The 16,102-nt window shown below is 55.9% G+C and carries 16 protein-coding genes; 4 read left to right on the forward strand and 12 right to left on the reverse strand.

Annotation, left to right across the window (positions count from 1 at the left end; genetic code table 11):
* Nucleotides 1-15: 15 nt before the first annotated feature.
* The 5 genes from NST04_RS28105 to NST04_RS28125 all read right to left on the reverse strand — a co-directional run bounded on the left by NST04_RS28105 (nucleotide 16) and on the right by NST04_RS28125 (nucleotide 4,923).
* Nucleotides 16-1,299 carry an STM4014 family protein gene (locus NST04_RS28105; RefSeq protein ID WP_341187197.1) on the reverse strand — a complete coding sequence of 428 codons (1,284 nt, stop codon included), beginning with the start codon at nucleotides 1,297-1,299 and terminating at the stop codon, nucleotides 16-18.
* Nucleotides 1,299-2,144: an STM4015 family protein gene (locus NST04_RS28110; protein ID WP_341187198.1), complete on the reverse strand. Its 846-nt coding sequence runs from the start codon at nucleotides 2,142-2,144 to the stop codon at nucleotides 1,299-1,301. Before NST04_RS28110 ends, NST04_RS28105 begins: the two co-directional genes overlap by 1 nt.
* Nucleotides 2,145-2,553: 409 nt before the next feature.
* On the reverse strand, nucleotides 2,554-3,963 hold the full coding sequence (locus tag NST04_RS28115; RefSeq protein WP_340756448.1) for a nucleoside recognition domain-containing protein: 1,410 nt from the start codon (nucleotides 3,961-3,963) through the stop codon (nucleotides 2,554-2,556).
* Entirely contained in the window at nucleotides 3,941-4,672 is a 732-nt protein-coding gene (locus tag NST04_RS28120) for a FeoB small GTPase domain-containing protein (protein ID WP_341187199.1), read from the reverse strand. Before NST04_RS28120 ends, NST04_RS28115 begins: the two co-directional genes overlap by 23 nt.
* Entirely contained in the window at nucleotides 4,669-4,923 is a 255-nt protein-coding gene (locus tag NST04_RS28125; RefSeq protein WP_341187200.1) for a FeoA family protein, read from the reverse strand. Before NST04_RS28125 ends, NST04_RS28120 begins: the two co-directional genes overlap by 4 nt.
* Nucleotides 4,924-5,169: 246 nt before the next feature.
* Between NST04_RS28125 and NST04_RS28130 the strand changes: the two genes are divergently transcribed.
* A complete protein-coding gene (locus tag NST04_RS28130; protein ID WP_341187201.1) occupies nucleotides 5,170-6,078 on the forward strand; it encodes a helix-turn-helix transcriptional regulator in 909 nt (302 codons plus the stop codon).
* On the opposite strand, the gene NST04_RS28135 is transcribed toward NST04_RS28130, so the two are convergent.
* From NST04_RS28135 to NST04_RS28160, 6 genes are all read right to left on the reverse strand, one after another.
* Nucleotides 6,070-7,176, reverse strand: coding sequence for a GerAB/ArcD/ProY family transporter (locus tag NST04_RS28135; protein WP_341187202.1), 1,107 nt, complete (start codon nucleotides 7,174-7,176; stop codon nucleotides 6,070-6,072). The genes NST04_RS28130 and NST04_RS28135 overlap by 9 nt on opposite strands.
* Nucleotides 7,177-7,183: 7 nt before the next feature.
* Nucleotides 7,184-7,417 carry a hypothetical protein gene (locus NST04_RS28140; RefSeq protein WP_341187203.1) on the reverse strand — a complete coding sequence of 78 codons (234 nt, stop codon included), beginning with the start codon at nucleotides 7,415-7,417 and terminating at the stop codon, nucleotides 7,184-7,186.
* A 12-nt stretch (nucleotides 7,418-7,429) separates the two neighbouring features.
* A complete protein-coding gene (locus NST04_RS28145; protein WP_341187204.1) occupies nucleotides 7,430-8,665 on the reverse strand; it encodes a Ger(x)C family spore germination protein in 1,236 nt (411 codons plus the stop codon).
* A complete protein-coding gene (locus NST04_RS28150; protein WP_341187205.1) occupies nucleotides 8,662-9,765 on the reverse strand; it encodes a GerAB/ArcD/ProY family transporter in 1,104 nt (367 codons plus the stop codon). The genes NST04_RS28145 and NST04_RS28150 overlap by 4 nt, the downstream gene beginning before the upstream one ends.
* A complete protein-coding gene (locus NST04_RS28155; protein WP_341187206.1) occupies nucleotides 9,762-11,384 on the reverse strand; it encodes a spore germination protein in 1,623 nt (540 codons plus the stop codon). The genes NST04_RS28150 and NST04_RS28155 overlap by 4 nt, the downstream gene beginning before the upstream one ends.
* Before the next feature lie 211 nt (nucleotides 11,385-11,595).
* Entirely contained in the window at nucleotides 11,596-12,762 is a 1,167-nt protein-coding gene (locus NST04_RS28160; protein WP_445667962.1) for a phosphodiester glycosidase family protein, read from the reverse strand.
* 197 nt (nucleotides 12,763-12,959) lie between these two features.
* Between NST04_RS28160 and NST04_RS28165 the strand changes: the two genes are divergently transcribed.
* Complete coding sequence (locus NST04_RS28165; RefSeq protein ID WP_341187207.1) at nucleotides 12,960-13,538, forward strand: histidine phosphatase family protein; 579 nt, start codon at nucleotides 12,960-12,962, stop codon at nucleotides 13,536-13,538.
* Between the two features lie 206 nt (nucleotides 13,539-13,744).
* Nucleotides 13,745-14,596 carry a GGDEF domain-containing protein gene (locus NST04_RS28170; RefSeq protein ID WP_341187208.1) on the forward strand — a complete coding sequence of 284 codons (852 nt, stop codon included), beginning with the start codon at nucleotides 13,745-13,747 and terminating at the stop codon, nucleotides 14,594-14,596.
* Nucleotides 14,597-14,649: 53 nt separating this feature from the next.
* Here the strand turns inward: NST04_RS28170 and NST04_RS28175 are convergent, their stop codons facing one another.
* Nucleotides 14,650-15,384, reverse strand: a complete 735-nt coding sequence (locus tag NST04_RS28175; RefSeq protein WP_341187209.1) for a glycerophosphodiester phosphodiesterase — start codon at nucleotides 15,382-15,384, stop codon at nucleotides 14,650-14,652.
* Nucleotides 15,385-15,584: 200 nt separating this feature from the next.
* Between NST04_RS28175 and NST04_RS28180 the strand changes: the two genes are divergently transcribed.
* The gene (locus tag NST04_RS28180; protein ID WP_341187210.1) at nucleotides 15,585-16,076 is read left to right on the forward strand and encodes an NAD(+) diphosphatase; all 492 of its coding nucleotides are present in this window, start codon (nucleotides 15,585-15,587) and stop codon (nucleotides 16,074-16,076) included.
* The last annotated feature ends 26 nt before the right edge of the window (nucleotides 16,077-16,102 follow it).

Raw genomic sequence — 16,102 nt, forward strand, 5'->3', positions numbered from 1 at the left:
GGGGCCGGATTCCTCCTAAGACAGCTGCTTCATTTCCCATTCGTAGGTGCTGCAGCCTTGGTATTCAACATCGTACAACAAGTCGCCAAAAGGATTCACATCCGCCGTATACGTCTGCCCGGTGCTTCCAACCAGCACATCGATGCCCGCGACGGAACAGTTCGGAAAAGCGGCCAGCGAAGCCTCCGCTGTCCGGCGTACCTCCGCTTGCTGCGCTTCGGTCAGCCCGGCTTCCGCCGGGGTCATCCGCCGGCTGCGCAGATGCAGATTCGTAATCGGTGTGGTGCTGACCCTGGCGACAGCGTGGCAGGCTTCTCCAGCGACAACCAGCTGGCGGATGTCGAAGGAATGCCCGTCCCTGCCGGGCTTTGGAATCCACTGCTCGGCATAGGCGCCGTGGCGGTAGAGCCAGTTAATGATGCCGGCAAGGCGGGCAGAATCTGTATAGCGCTGCAGCTTGCCGGAATTATAATACACCGGGGGCCGGGTGATATAGCTCTCGACCCCGATGGTAGTGACCGCTGACTCAGCTCCAGTGGCCGGGTTCAGCTGATAAGCAATCACGCCGGAAGCGGCGGAGCCGCTGGCCAGCTTGATGAATACGCGGTGCATCCGCTGCGACAGCATCAGCTCGCGCAGGGAGGCGTAGTCCACGGGGACTTGTCCGCCGCTGCCGCGGAGCGGCCGGGGAACAGACACGCCGGACTCAGCCAGAATCTGCTGGGTCCGGCGCTTGTCCGTCATGGCTGCGATCTCTGCCGGGTCGTTGGTCCAGCGGGAGGCGGGCAGGAGCTGCCCAGCCTCCTGCCGGAGCCGCGCCAGCAGGCGGCAGTAGCCGCGGAACCACTGGGACGGGTGATGCAGCACGCCGGGCAGATCCTTCAGGGCGGAGGCCGCTTTGAAGCTTAGCGGCCGCAGGTCCGGCTGCTGTCCGAACGGGTGCAGCGAGTCGTCCGCGTCCGGCGCATCCGGTGCGCCCAGCGCGATAAGCGCCCGCTCCAGCGCGAAGCTGCCGCCGGGGGACTCGAGCCGCAGCAGCGGGGGGCATGCTGCGGCGGCGGGCTCCAGCGCGGAGTGCGCGCTGAAGCTGCCTCCTGGAGAATCGGGCCGCAGGCGCTGCGCCTGCGTTCCGTCCACAGCCTGCTCCAGCAGATCAGCCAGCGGCTGGTTCTCCAGCAGCCCGGCGTAGGGAATCAGCAGCGCCGGGGGCATCCCGAGACGCGAACGCGCCTGCTGAATGCCGGCCGAGCGCCTGTCGCCGGGCTGGCAGAAGACAATCAGCGGTGCTGCGGGCTGCATTATTCTGTGATCGACGGATAACGCCAGTCATCATCGTCATCGGCTTGCTGCTGGTCGCTGACATCAACTGGCAATCCGCTGTTCTTCAGACGCAGCATCATCTCGTCAGACATGAAGTGATGGCTCAGGTTGAGCAGCTTCAGTCCCTTGACCCGCTCGCTGGCGAGCAGCGCTTCTGCGCCGGTGTCGCTAAGCGTTCCCAGTGACATATCCAGGGTATGGAGCTGGTCCAGAATCGGCGCATCCGCCAGGGCTACGGCAATTTCGTCCTGGATCTCACTGTTTTTGAGTCCAAGATAGGTTAGCTTAGGGAATTTCCCAGGCTCGATCAGCGGCAGGAGGTCCTCCAGCCCGCCGTCGAAGCCGTAATTGTCCACCCCAAGGTAGAGTTCGAGCTTCTGCAGGTTAGGCAGAGTGGAAGCGGCGATATCCGCCAGCACATCCTTGCCAAGTCCGCCTGTAATGATAATCAGCTCTTCGAGCTTGTCGTGCTGCAGCTGGCTCAGACGCAGACCGGTACCGCCTTGTGCAGTCAGGGATTGCAGCTCAGGATAAGCGGGCAGCAGCGGTGAGAGATCGGTCTGGTTAATCCACGAAATTTCACATTCCTCATAGCTCATGTCCCCGATGAACAGCTTACGGAGTGCCGGGAAGTTTGCTTTATGCTTCACCAGAGCCTCGACGACAAGCTCCGAACTCTGCTCATAAGCTTGTCCCCAGTCGCCAATCGTCAGGCTGGTCAGGGTAGCCGCTTCTGGGCTGCTGCTTAAGCGTTCAATCTCCGTCTCCATCCGTTTGCCTTCCTCAAATGCATCATAATCAATACTGAGCTTCACTGCTGTCATGAACAATCCCTCCCGGAAAATAGTACCTTCCAAATCACCCTAACATGTAGGGTGAGGGAGAGTCAAATAACAGAGAAACAAGTGTCCCTATTTGCCCGTTAACTCCTGTAACCACGGGGGTGTACGGGTCAAATGTAATCGGAAAACCGATCACATTTGGCGTGGCAGCGGCATGTGGTCCGAATGTAATCTAAAAACCGATCACATTTGGAGTGGAGGTGGGCGCGTGATCCGAATGTAATCGGAAAACCGATCACATTTGGCGCAGCGGTGGTGTGTGGTCCCAATGTAATCGGAAAACCGACCACATTTGGCGCGGCGGTGGCACGGTGGGGTTGCCGCGAAGGATGCGCCCCAGAGCGCAAAAAAGCACTATCCGCCCGTCCGGGGGAATAGTGCTCTGCATGATTTACACCCAGCCGAACAGCCGGGCCGCCGAAGCCACTGCGAAGGTTACGCCGATAGCGATTGCGAGCGGGATTACAGCGGAGAGCACAGCCCATTTCAGGCTTTTGGTCTCCTTGTAGATGTTCACGAGTGTGGTGCCGCAAGGATAGTGGAGCAGGGAGAACAGCATCATATTCAGCGCCGTCAGCCAGGTCCAGCCGTGGCTCAGGAAGATGTCCTTAATGCTGCCGAGACCTTCGATATCGACCATGGCCCCGGAGGACATGTAGCCCATCAGCAGGATAGGCAGTACAATCTCGTTAGCGGGCAGGCCGAGGATGAAGGCCATAATAATGAAGCCGTCCATGCCGAGCAGCTGCGCGAACGGATCGAACCAGGCCGCCATATGATTCAGCACGCTCTCGCCGCCGACAAATACATTGCCGAGAATCCAGGTGATGATCCCTGCCGGAGCGGCCACGACGATGGCGCGGGTCAGCACATTGAGGGACTTTTCCTTGGAGGAGCGGACAATGGTCTTCCAGATCTGCGGGCGGCGGTAAGGCGGCAGCTCTAGGGTGTAGTGGGTAGGCACACCGCGCAGCGCGGTTTTGGACATGATCCACGATACGCTCAGGGTGACAACAATTCCGACCAGCACGATCCCCATCAGCACCAGCGCAGTGGAGAAGGTACGCAGTGCCCCGGTGGTGGCCGCGCCGACCATGAACATGGAGGAGAGCAGGATAAGCGTAGGCCAGCGGCCGTTGCACGGGACGAAGTTGTTGGTCAGAATGGCCAGCATCCGTTCGCGGGGCGATTCAATAATGCGGGTGGACAGAATAGCGGCAGCGTTGCAGCCGAAGCCCATCGACATCGTCAGGGCCTGCTTGCCATGCCCACCGGATTTCTTGAACAAGCGGTCCATATTAAAAGCCACCCGGGGCAGATAGCCGAAGTTCTCCAGCAGCGCGAACACCGGGAAGAAAATCATCATAGGCGGCAGCATGACGCTGATGACCCATGAGGTGCCGCGGTACAGTCCCAGCACAAGGACGCCGTGCAGCCAGGCGGGGGCATGAACAGCCTCGAAGCCGGCGGTCAGATAGCCTTCAATCCAGCTGAAGAGGGAAGCAATCCAGCCGGAAGGATAGTTGGCGCCGGCTATGGTAATCCAAAATACCAGACCAAGGCCGGCGAGCATAATAGGGAAGCCCCAGATCTTCGAAGTGACGATATTATCCAGCTTGTAGGTGCTGCCTAGCTTCTTCTTATCGTGATAAGTAACGGCATCGCTGCAGATTCCGGCCGATACGCCGTAGATTCCGCTGACGATCTCGTCGCGAACCGCGCCTTTGTCTGCCAGCTTCTTCGCGGTTGCGAGCAGGGAATCAAGCGGGTCCTGGCCGTTAATGGCATGCGGTGACTCCATGGCGGGCTACCTCCTTCGCTACAGATATACCCTTGCGTCCCATATGGGCTTTGAGGGAAGCCAGCAGGCTGTGGTCACCGTCCAGCAGGCGCAGGGCAATCCAGCGTGCCGGATATCTGGCACCGACTGTCTGCTCCACCATGGGGATCAGTTCGGCAATGCCTTGCTCGATCTCTTCGCCATAGGTAATCTTCAGCGGTTCTGCCCTGAACTCACCGGTAGCTACGCGTGCGATCTGATCCAGCAGCGCTTCAATACCGGTCCCGTTGCGGGCCGAAATGGCCGTGACAGGCACACCGAGGCGCTCCGCCATCCGCTTCAGATTAATATCAATGCCCAGCCGCTTGGCTTCATCGATCAGGTTGATGCAGACCACCGCGCGTCCCGTAATCTCCAGTACCTGCAGGGCCAGATTGAGGTTGCGCTCCAGTGATGTGGCATCCAGAACCACCAGCGTTACATCCGGCTCTTCAAAAATAATATAGTCCCGGGCCGCCTCTTCATCGGCGGAATTGGAGTAGAGCGAATAGGTGCCGGGAAGGTCAACGGCCCGGTAGGTATGCTCCTTGTGGGTGAACCGCCCTTCAGCGGTGACTACCGTTTTGCCGGCCCAGTTGCCGGTGTGCTGGCGCATCCCGGTCAACAGGTTGAACAGCGTGCTCTTGCCTGTATTGGGGTTGCCGGCAAAAGCTACAGTATACTCGCTCATCCTTCTCCGCCTCCAATCAGTTCGCCGTAAATGAGGGAACTCTCTTCCCGCCGCAGGGCAATGGTCGTATTGCTAATCCGGTAAGCCGTAGGGTCGCCGAGCGGGCTGCGCCGCAGCACTTCTACACGGTTCCCGGTGACAAATCCGAGATCAAGCAATCTTCTCCGCAGCACACCCTGGACCTCGATGCCGCTGATCCGCAGCGTGCTGCCGTTCGTAGCTTCAGACAATGGAATTACGGCTCCGGCCATAAGCACTCCCACTTTCGTATGAATAATGAATGAATAGTTATAGTTATCCTTAAGTATGAAATATGCATTTGTATAGTATATTGTGCAGGGAACAAAATATTGCATCCTGCCACAAGATTAGTATACGTAAATAAATTTGTCCTTGCAACAATAATGTTTCCCTAGGGAAAGATAAATAGAGCAAGATTTATCAAAAGTGTTTCCGGTACCTAATATATACTTTGAGTTGTGGAGGGGGTGAGAGTAATGCACTACCAATTGATTCACAAGAGCATCGAATTTATTGAGCAGCATTTGGAAGAGGATTTGGATTTGGAGAAGGTGGCTAAGGCAGCAGGGTTGTCCAAATATCATTTTCACCGGGTTTTCCGGAAATATGTGAACAAAAATGTCCATGAATATATCCGGGCCCGCCGTCTCAGCCAAGCCGCCAATCTCCTGCTGTACTCCGAGACGCGTATTCTTGAGATTGCGCTGCAGTACGGCTTTGAGAGCCAGGAGGCTTTTACAAGAGCTTTCAAGGAAATCTATGATTTGCCGCCTGCGCAGTACAGATCGCAGGTGAGACTATTGATTCAGGAAAGAGAGGTATTTACAATGTCAGAGATTACAGGCTGGTATATAACAGGTACTCACCCGGACAACTATAAGGTAGAGATCGATCCCCGCGTCTGCTATAAGACAAGTCCCTCTATGCATCTTCATTCGAATGAAGAGGCTGCGCAGGACGACAATGGTTTTGGAACCTTAATGCAGCAGTTTCAGGCAAGAGAGTATCGGGGGAAGCGGATGCGCTTCTCCGGGTTCGTAAGAACGGAGGATGTCACCGGCTGGAGCGGCCTGTGGATGAGAGTGGATGATCATCAGCAGAATATGCTGGCTTTTGATAACATGCAGAACCGGAGCATACAGGGTACCACGGAATGGAACCACTATGCCTGCGTAATGGATATTCCGTCCGAAGCCGACGTGATCAATATCGGAATCCTGCTGAGCGGAACCGGACAGGTATGGCTGGGCGAATGTGAATTCGAGGAAGTAGGCAAGGATGTACCCGTAACGGATGGCTCTACAGGTGCAGTGAACCTTCCGTCCGGGCCGCAGAATCTGAAGTTTGACCAGCAGCAACAGCCGGAGCAATCTGCTTCAAGCTGAACGCTGTAACCGGCCCCGCACCCAGATCGACAGGGCCAGCAGCAGCGGAATGGCGACCTGGAATACCGGGTCAAGCTTAAGGCTTGGCCCGAGGCCGATGGCGATATGCTGGGTGTAATCCCGTTCGAGGAATGAGGAACCATAGATGACGGCCCCCACAGGGAAGACCCACCATTTGGCCGGTTTGCCGGTCAGCTCTGCAAGAGCTTTTACGGAACAGAAGTAGAAGAGCATCATCTTGATCAGCAGCCCCAGGAAGAGCTGGATGGTGACGAGAATATCAAGCCGTTCGACGAATTTGAGATTGGACAGCACCCGGACGGTTTTGAGAAAAGGCAGCTGGCTCACTCCCGCAATCGCCGGGCCGAGAACGGCCACATTCAGCGCATTCATGAAGATCAGGAACGCGCTGATGATCAGGTAGGCGTTCACTGTGTATTTTACAGGCATACCGGGCTTCTCCCATAACGTCCATAGCATCAGAAACACAATCATCTGCCCGAAGGGAAACGAGACGATCTCCGGCAGCGCCGCTTGCAGCACCGGCATCAACCCGCCCTCCATCACCGGCGCCAGACGGCTGAAATCGATCACTCCCATGATGGCCAGCATCAGAACAAGCAGAAAATAGAAGAACAGCATGACTGGAAGCAGCACCTCAGGCAGCCTGAAGACGACCTCCGCCCCCTTCCAAATGGCATATAAGGCCAGCAGCACGAACACCAGCATCGTAATGGCCATCGGGGTTCTCGGCAGCATGGTCATCGCCGTCAGCTCGCCGAGATCGCGGACATTGCGCATGGACTGATAAGCGAAGTACAAGCTGTACACCGCGCCGATGAACGCCCCGGGAGCTGTGCCGAAATGAGCTTTGAGCATTCCAATCAGGTCCGCGCCCGGAGACCGGTGCTGAATCCACATCAGCACAAGGAGAAGGGCGAAGCCCGCCGCTGAACCTGCACACATCGCCAGCCAGGAATCCTGCTTGGCGGTGCCCCCCAGCAGGAACAGCGGCGTGCTGCCGATTTCAAAGAGCATAATCATGAACGCAATCTGCAGGGAAGAGACCTGTTCTTTGACCTGTTTGTTGTTCACCATAAGGTTCTCAGCCTCCTAACCAATAGATAATGGCTCTGCCCACAGGCTGAAAGAGCGCCGTATACAGGAGGCCCAGTGACAGATGAGGAGTATCGGTAATACCGCATATATTAAGATAAGCCCCGTACGCCATAATGCAGCCAAGTAAGAGCCGCCGCCGGCGGTGCCCTTCTCCGCGCAGCATTCTCCATCCCCACCCGTAGGCCAGCACATACAGTAGAAGAGTAATAGCTATTTTCATAGATATGCTCCTTTACTTCTGCTGGACAGACTTGAACGATTTGTTGCTGAGTCCGGTCCGTTCCATCTCAATGGAGACCTGCGGGCGGAGCTCGATCTCCTGAAAGACGCTGTCCCAGCTCTTCTCCTGCTCAATCTGCTTCCAGCGCTTCGGATCGCTCCGGTGTACTCTCACAGCAAAACCGGTGACGTCTGCCTTCAGCCGCTTGACCTCTGTCCAGGCGTTATTCATTAGCTCCAGCACCCGCTGCTCCAGAGATTCCTCCATCTCACTGATCGCCTTGCGGTCGTTCAGATCCATGATGCTGCCAAGCTCCGTCAGCACACCGCTGCCCTTCACGTTAACCTCCATCACATAATGATCCTTGGCCCAGACAGGGCGTATGGTGGTGGCCGAATTCTGCAGGACGAAGGATGCGTCGAGCTTGTCGCTTGCTGCCGGCCGGGAGGGGAAGGCGATGGTGGCAGAATCAACATTATCGGTCAGAAAAGAAAGTCCGAATGCCTGCTTCTGGCTGAGCCAGCCCGCGAACGTATCTCCTTTAATGACGCCCAGCCTTCCCAGCGCCAGCCGCGAGGGCAGGTCGGTAACTGCGGTCTCACTGGTCTCATCCATCGTCTGGGAGCCGGTCAGCAGAATCTCCGGCAACACCGCGCTTTTGGACTCAGAGGCCAGCGCCATCGCCAGTTCATACAGGCGGGTTCCCGGATAGTAGGACAAGAGTCTTGATTCCTGTTCAATCATGAGCTGGATGCCGGCGCCCTGATTCTTGGTCATCTGCATCAGCTGATCCAGAATCATTCCGGCATCGCCCTGGGAAATGAAGACAAAGACCGTCTCCCGGGCATCCTGCTTGCGCAGGAACATATCAATCAGCTGATTGATTCCGTGTCTGGCCAGGCTCTCGCCGATGACGGTAATTCTGGAGTGGGAGAAGAACATCTCCCGCGTACTGGTCAGATTCGTCCGTTCAATGGCCTCCATAATCGTCCGGCCCTTGACGGTGAACGTGAGGAAGGGCGGCGAGCTGGTGCTGCCCCCTCCGCTGCCGCCCATCCCGCTGGCCCCTGAGGAGGGGTTAATGACCTGATAGGTCGCCTTCCATTGATTGTTCTCCCAGTCATAGGCGGAACCGGAGGTAATACCCAGCTCGTTAAGCTCCCGGTCATCCCAGCAGCCGGAGAGCAGGAGGGAGAGAAGCGGTAGAATGAGCAGAAGGCGCAGCAGCTTGCCAGGTTTGTTCATCATGTCTCCAGCCCCTTCCGTTTAGACCGGGCCTTGTGCAATCTGTTCAGCAAGACTGCGCCCAGCGGTACCAGAACGTTGAACAGGAAGAAGACCACGAACCGCCCTTCCTCGTTATAGACATTCAGCTTAGCGGAGCTTTTCCAGGAGAACAGGCACTCCAGAGCAATGATCAGACCCAGTGCGCCGATGAAGGGCCGGCTGCTGCTGACCCGGAAGGTCTGCTTGAAGCATTCCACCGTCACGAACAGGAAGATGGCGAATTTGAGATAGATTGACAGCACCCAATATGAGATGAAGAGAATATCGAGCTTCTCTATGAACCGGCCGATCCGGAGGATGCTGATGGTAGCGAAGCCAGGGTAGCTGCTCAGCTTAATGAATTCCGGGCCGAAGACCATCAGGGCTGTGATCAGGGAGAACATCATCAGTGCGGACACGAACAGCAGGCCTGTCCAGCCGATAATCTTGGCCCGCTGCGGATATTGCAGGTAAGGGGCCAGGAACAGCAGCACCGCCACTTCAGACATCCATGCAGTTGGTGTCAGGCTCGCCAGGGTGATCTCAGCCAGATTATGATCGAACATGGGCAGCAGATGATGCACATTCAGATCATTATAGAGCCCGAACAGATACAGCGGTACGAAGAACAGATACAGCAGAATCACCAGACTGTTCACTCTGGCAATCGCTTCAAGGCCCTGCCTGACCATATAGATAGTGATGAAGAGAATGAGTATGACCAGCACCGTGACCGGGGTGTTAATCAGAACATTGTCTTTAACGAAATTGACGAACTCCCGCAGAATGGTTGCGGTGGTGTCCAGGTAGAACTGGAGCATCAGCAGACCCAGGATGACTGCAACCACCGGGGAGCTTTTCTCCCCCACCCACTCCAGAAAAGGAGCGCCGTTACTGTTCTGAATCACCGCCCCGACGATCCATGCAATGAGCAGCCCCGCTGCGGTAGACATGATAATTGCCAGTGGAGCGTCCTGCTCTGCATAGGTACTGATAATGATAGGCAGCACGACAGTGGCCGTCGGCAGGATGGTATTGACGACAAGCATGGCGGCTTGGGTGGTGCCGATTTTTCCATTCATGCTGGACCCTCTCCCTGCGGCTTAGGCTGTGCCGGTGATGGATTAGCTGCATTTTCAACGGGCTGCGGCTTCTGGTTAGGGGCTTGTCTGCGGGTCTCCTTGCCCAAATTGGTCTTGGGACGCATATTCATGCTCCACAGCGGAACACGGATGAAGATGTCCTTCAGATAACGTGGAATCATGGGCGCAACCGGAGACAGATAGGGCACGCCGAAGGAGCGCAGACCCGCCATATGAATCAGCAGCACCATCAGGAAGGACATAATGCCGAACAGGCCGAGCGAGGCAGCGATGAACATCATCACGAAGCGGATCAGCCGGATGGAGTTGGCGATGGCCAGTGACGGAATCACGAAGTTCGAGATGGCGGTAAAAGAAACTACAATGACCATCGCCGCCGAGACCAGCCCGGCTTGAACGGCAGCCTGCCCCAGCACCAGCGCACCGACGATGGAAATGGCCGGCCCGATGGTCCGCGGCATACGTACCCCCGCTTCACGCAGGACGTCGAAGGTCAGCTCCATCAGCAGCGCCTCAGCAAATGCGGGGAGCGGAACGCCTTCCCGTTGGGCAGCCAGACTTATAAGCAGGGTGGTCGGCAGCATCTCCTGGTGAAAGGTAGTAACGGCAATATAAAGTGCAGGCAGCAGCATAGAGACGAAGAATGCACCATAGCGGATCAGCCGCAGGAAGGAGGAAATATCATACCGCTGGTAATAATCCTCGCTGGATTGAAAAAAGTTGAAGAAGGTGGACGGGGCCAGCAGCGCAAAGGGAGTGCCGTCAATGATAATCCCGACCTGGCCTTCCAGAATGCCTCCGGCCATAGCGTCGGGACGTTCGGTATTCTGAATGGTGGGAAAGGGCGTCAGGCCGCCGTCTTGAATGAATTCTTCAATATAATTGCTCTCCAGAATGGCATCGGTATTGATGGCGTTCAGCCGGCGGCGGATTTCGGCCAGCACCTGTTCACTGGCGAGGCCCTTCAGATAGACAAGAGCAATTCCGGTCCCGGTACGCTGGCCGATGGTATATTCCTCAATCCGCAGATCGGCGGTTTTCAAGCGGCGGCGCAGCATGGAGGTTCCGGTGCGCAGGCTCTCGGTGAAGCCTTCCTTCGGTCCGCGGATAACTCCCTGGGAGGTTGGCTCATTAATGCTTCTTTTCTCCCAGCCGGAGGTGTCGGCGGCCAGTGCGACCTGAAGACCCTCGAACAGTATCAGGGTATAGCCGTCAAACAGCAGGGGCAGCAGCACCTCCAGAGTCCGGGCCTCCTTAACTCCCCCAACCGGCAGGATATACTCCTTTATTAGATTAAAGGCAGCCTCTGTGGTCATCCCATCTCCGTTCAGCGTGCTGTTCCCCATCAAGGACTGGAGGACCGCCTGGTTGACGGTATCGGCGTTGACCAGACCGTCAATATAGATGAAGGCAAGGGAAAGCGGAGGCTCAGCTTCGCTCTTATAATGGCGGATGACAATATCCGAGCTGCTGCCGATCCGATGGCTCAATTCATGCAAATTATCCTCAAGGGAGAGCTTCAGCGGAAGCGGTGCAGGCACGAAGGTATCTACAGGATCTTGGGTAGTCTTACGGCTCTTCTTCGGTTGTTGAGGCATCCTGGGCACCCCTTTCTGCTGGAATCTGGATGTGTTGGCGTATTATCCCCCAGAGACCTATTCCTTATTCTGCCTGATTGCAGATTGAACTGAACGCGTATAACAGCAACTGGAATCAAAAAAGAAACCGCCCCTCAGGAATGGCAGCTTCGCAGCATTCCATAAGGGCAGTTTCATAAACACTTTAGATTTACACTCTAAGCTGGGTATATTATTTAGTCTGAACAACCAGAGCGTTGCTGATCAGGCGTCCCGGAGTCGTCAGGTACTTGCCGTTGTAATATAGGCCGCTGGAGGCGCCGCCATCGAGGTTCATCGCCTGGTAGGCTCCGGCCTGCTTCATAATTTCCGCCAGCTGGGGAATCGTTGCCCCGCCGGAGGTCAGCAGAATCAGCTTATGATCGCGGGTGATGCCCAGCGCGCTGCGGGAGCCTCCGCCGGTCAGGATTTTGGGGTCCCGGAAGCCTTCCCCCGCCACATTCAGCGCGACCTTCCCGTTAACCAGCAGCCGTGGTCCTGCCTGAAGCGCGCCGAGAATGGAACTGGAATCGAAGCGTGCCTTGAATTCACTGCCCGGAATGAGCTCAGCGAGCATATTGCGGTCGTAAGCGAAGACCGCCCGTTTGTCTCCAGAGCTGTTCTTCAGCATCTTGCCGCCGCTGATGATGTAGCCGTAAGGAGCCTTGAAGGCGCCGTCAGTATAGGCATCGAAGAACGTGCCGTTGATCGCAGCAACGGCATTGCTGCGCTTGGCGATGCTGGCAAGAGCTTCGGTCTTGCCGACGGTATTGCCGGCCAGAACGGCATCTAGCTTCACCGAAGGATGCAGCAGGGATACCGTGACCGTCTGGACGCTGAAGGAGCGTCCGCCGACCTTGTAGGTATGATGTCCGCTGATTACAGCAGGCGAGCCGCTCTTGATCAGGCTGCCGTTCTGTACAGGCAGGGTGGCTGTCTCTGCGGTTCCTGTATCCGCTCCGCTTGTCAGCGTAAGCGATCCGGCCTCCTTATTCCACTGGAGCTGTATGCCGAGTGTCTGGCTTACAAGAGACAAGGGGACGTAGGTGGTCCCGTTCTCACTGAAAGGCCGCACACTTACGGTAACGGGCTTGCCGTTGACGGAAGCCCCGGGCTTGCCTGGAGTGAAGGTAATGGAATTCTCACCGCGTGACAGCTGGATCTGGCCGCCGGAAGCGGTGAGCACAGATTGGATGCCGGCGAAGCCGTTCAGGAAGCGGAGCGGGATGAAGGAATGATTCTCCTTGTCCACATATACGGCAAGCTTGGGCTGCGGTGCCGCAGCGGCACCGGATTGCATGGCTGGAAGAAGGACGGCCAGCAGACAGAAGGCGGTAAAGAGGGTGAGCAGTTTTTTCATGATACACAAAATCTCCTTTGGATTATAGCAGGTTAATCTGCAGGTTAGGATGATTCTGGAACAGACCCCAGAATGCAGCACTTGAGCTACCATCATATAATCGTCTCCCGTTACCGTCAATGGAGCATGCATCCAGCAGCGGGTTGGTTTATAATGGGATCACATTAGAATATCTGCATATAAGGGTGGTAGCGATCATGACAAGAATAGGCTTAATCCGGCACGGCAGCACACGCTGGAATCAAGAGGGGCGGGTCCAGGGCCACACGGATAATCCTCTGGACGAGGAAGGCTTCCGGCAGGCTGGCGTGCTTGCGGAGCGGCTAAGCGGTGAAGCGTGGGATTATATCTATTCAAGCGATTTGCTGCGGGCCAGACAGACGGCGGAGACCATCGCCGGGAGATTGGGTATCCCGCTGGCCGGTCTGCTTCCGGACATCCGGGAGATGAACGGCGGATTAATTGAAGGAACCACAGAGCACGAGCGGATCGAGCGCTTCGGCAGCCAGTGGAAGACGATGGATCTGAAGCTGGAGAGTCAGGAGATGGCCCGTGAGCGTGGCGTGCGGGCGATTGAAGAGCTTGCTGCGCGCCATCCCGGCAGCAATGTGCTGGTAGTCAGCCACGGAGCTATTCTACGGAGTACGCTGGCTGGACTTGTGCCCTCCCTGGATGTAAGTGTGCTGCTGAAGAACACCTCTATCACCTGCCTGGTCAAAGAGAATGATAGCTGGAGCTGTGAATTGTACAACAGCGCGGAGCATATGGACGGATAGACGTGGATATTTTCAGAGCATTTCATTACAATAAAGCGCCGGTCCTGCCGATAATAGGCTTAGTGCTATCCGGTGGGGGGGGAGATTTATGTCCAGCATCTCCTGCCGGCGTTGTTCAGAATTTGTTCAGTCTATTCCTGTACAGTAGCGCTTGAAAGCGATAAATTCATAAATTCATTGATAGGTTGAAGGAGGGCATAAGACTAGTGGAAGAGGCCCGCAATTATATGCTGACGATTCTATCCATACTTATAGGAGTACTGACCGTATATAGCACGCTTAGACTGACAAGGGATTTCGCCAGACAACCGCAAAGAACCCGGGCGGTCCGCTCGAGCCTTGTGGTACTGGTAATTAGTGCCGGGCTTGGTTGCATGCATCTGCTGGGCAGAAGAGCCTTAACCGGCTTTACTACAGAAGGCAAAAGCCTGTTGATCTCTTTGTTCCTGTACATGCTGACACTTGCCGGTATTCTGTATCTGTTCCTGCGGATGCGCATGATCCTTGGGGAGCGTGAGCAGCTTAAGGAATTGGCATACCGGGATACGCTGACCGGCCTGCTGAATAAGAACGGAATGGATCATTTCTGGGATCATTGCAAAGTAAGCGAGCAGCTTGCGGTATTATATCTGGACCTGAACCGGTTCAAATCGATTAATGATACCCTCGGCCATCATACAGGGGATCTGTTACTGGAGGCCGTTGGAACCAGCCTGCAGCAATTCACCTGCAAGGGTAAGCGGCATATTTTTCGGGTGGGCGGAGATGAATTTGTCATTATCGCCAAACGCTACAGCCGCAAGGAGGCGGAACAGCTTGCCCTTAAGGTTCTGGAGCGCATCACCCGTACCTATAAGCTGGAGAGCCATGAATTATTCGTGTCCGCGAGTGTCGGGATCACGATAAGCCAGGGCCGGATCGATCCGAAGCAACTGCTTCAGGAGGCGGATTCGGCTATGTACAGTGCCAAGCAACTGGGAAGCGGACGTTGTGCCGTATACAAGCAGGAGGGCCGTATTCCTTCCGTGAAGCTGGTCAGCAGCTCAAGAGCACAATAAGGTGTATAAGTAGCCTGCGCCATCCTATGGACAGCGCAGCCGTGTTACATAAGTCAGACGCCTCTGGCAGCCAAAAGCCCGGCCAGAACATCCGGATGATCGGTAATGATCCCTGCTACCTCAGCATCGATTAATGCCTGCATCCGCTCGGGATCATTAACCGTCCACGGATGATAGGCAATGCCTTTCTCCGCAGCGGCATTCACGAACTCCGGCAGCACTGAGGAATGATGGGCATGGAGCGCATCCGCCTGCAAGGTAGCCGCGTAATTCCAAGGACGGTACAGTCCCTCGCCGTAGAGAATACCCGTACGGATCTCCGGTGCCAGCGACTTGCAGTAGGCCAGGGAATAATGATTGAAGCTGGAGATTACCACCCGCTCACTCATCCCCTGCTCCCGGACAGCGGCGATTACCTTCTCTTCCATGCCGGGATAGAGGAAGGTCCCGTTCTTCAGCTCTATATTCAGAATCGTCTCCCGGCCCTGCAGCAGATCCAGCAGCTCGTCCAGTGTCGGAATCCGTTCTCCAGCGAACTCAGGGCTGAACCAGGAGCCTGCGTCCACCTCCAGCATCTCACGAAGCGTCTTATCCTTCACATAACCGCTGCCTGAAGTGGTGCGGTTAAGACTCTCATCATGGATGACTACTACTGCTCCGTCACTGGTCATTTGTACGTCGGTCTCAATGCCGGTTGCACCAAGCTCCAGACCCTTGCGGAAGGCCGCCATTGTGTTCTCCGGGGCGGCTGCGGATGCGCCGCGATGCGCGAAATTAATGATGTTCATATCGGGTAGTTCCCTCCATCTCTATGATGTAATGCAGCCCGTAGTGTCCGGGCCCCTTATAGTATATTCCACATCACATCAAGAAACCCTGTCCCCTGCTCTATAAAGGACGGGTTTCTTGAATAGACAACAACTATACTACCTACAGAAAGAAGCGATATAGCTTGAAGTTTTGTCTGGAATGCGGAAAGCCTTTGGTTATGAAGGAATGCAACGGAGAAGGAGAGGTGCCCTACTGTGAAGCCTGCGCCGTCTTCAGATTCCCTGTGTTCAGCACAGCGATGAGTACAGCCGTAATGAACCGGGGACTCGATAGAATCCTGCTTATCCAGCAGTATAAGCGCAAGGATTACATTCTGCTCGCCGGGTACGTGAATAAGGGAGAGAATGCCGAAGCGGCCCTGATCCGTGAAGTGAAGGAAGAAGCGGGGCTTGAGGTGATTGCTTATGAATATATGCGCAGCCAGTATTTCGCCCCGTCTAATACATTAATGCTCAATTACATCAGTGTGGCTGACACGGAGGACCTGAGTGCCATGAGCGACGAGCTGGACCACGCAGCCTGGTTCACACTGGATGAAGCTGCGGACGCCATATTAGCAGGCAGCCTCGCGGAGAGCTTCCTGCTTACAATTATGGATAAGCTGAGACAGGGGCGGGCTCTGGAGGATTTTACAGCGGTTGTCCGGTAATTGCGAATTCTGCAGGCTGAGGCTTG

It is taken from the genome of Paenibacillus sp. FSL H7-0756, from assembly GCF_038006765.1.
Classification (GTDB): Bacteria; Bacillota; Bacilli; order Paenibacillales; family Paenibacillaceae; genus Paenibacillus_AQ.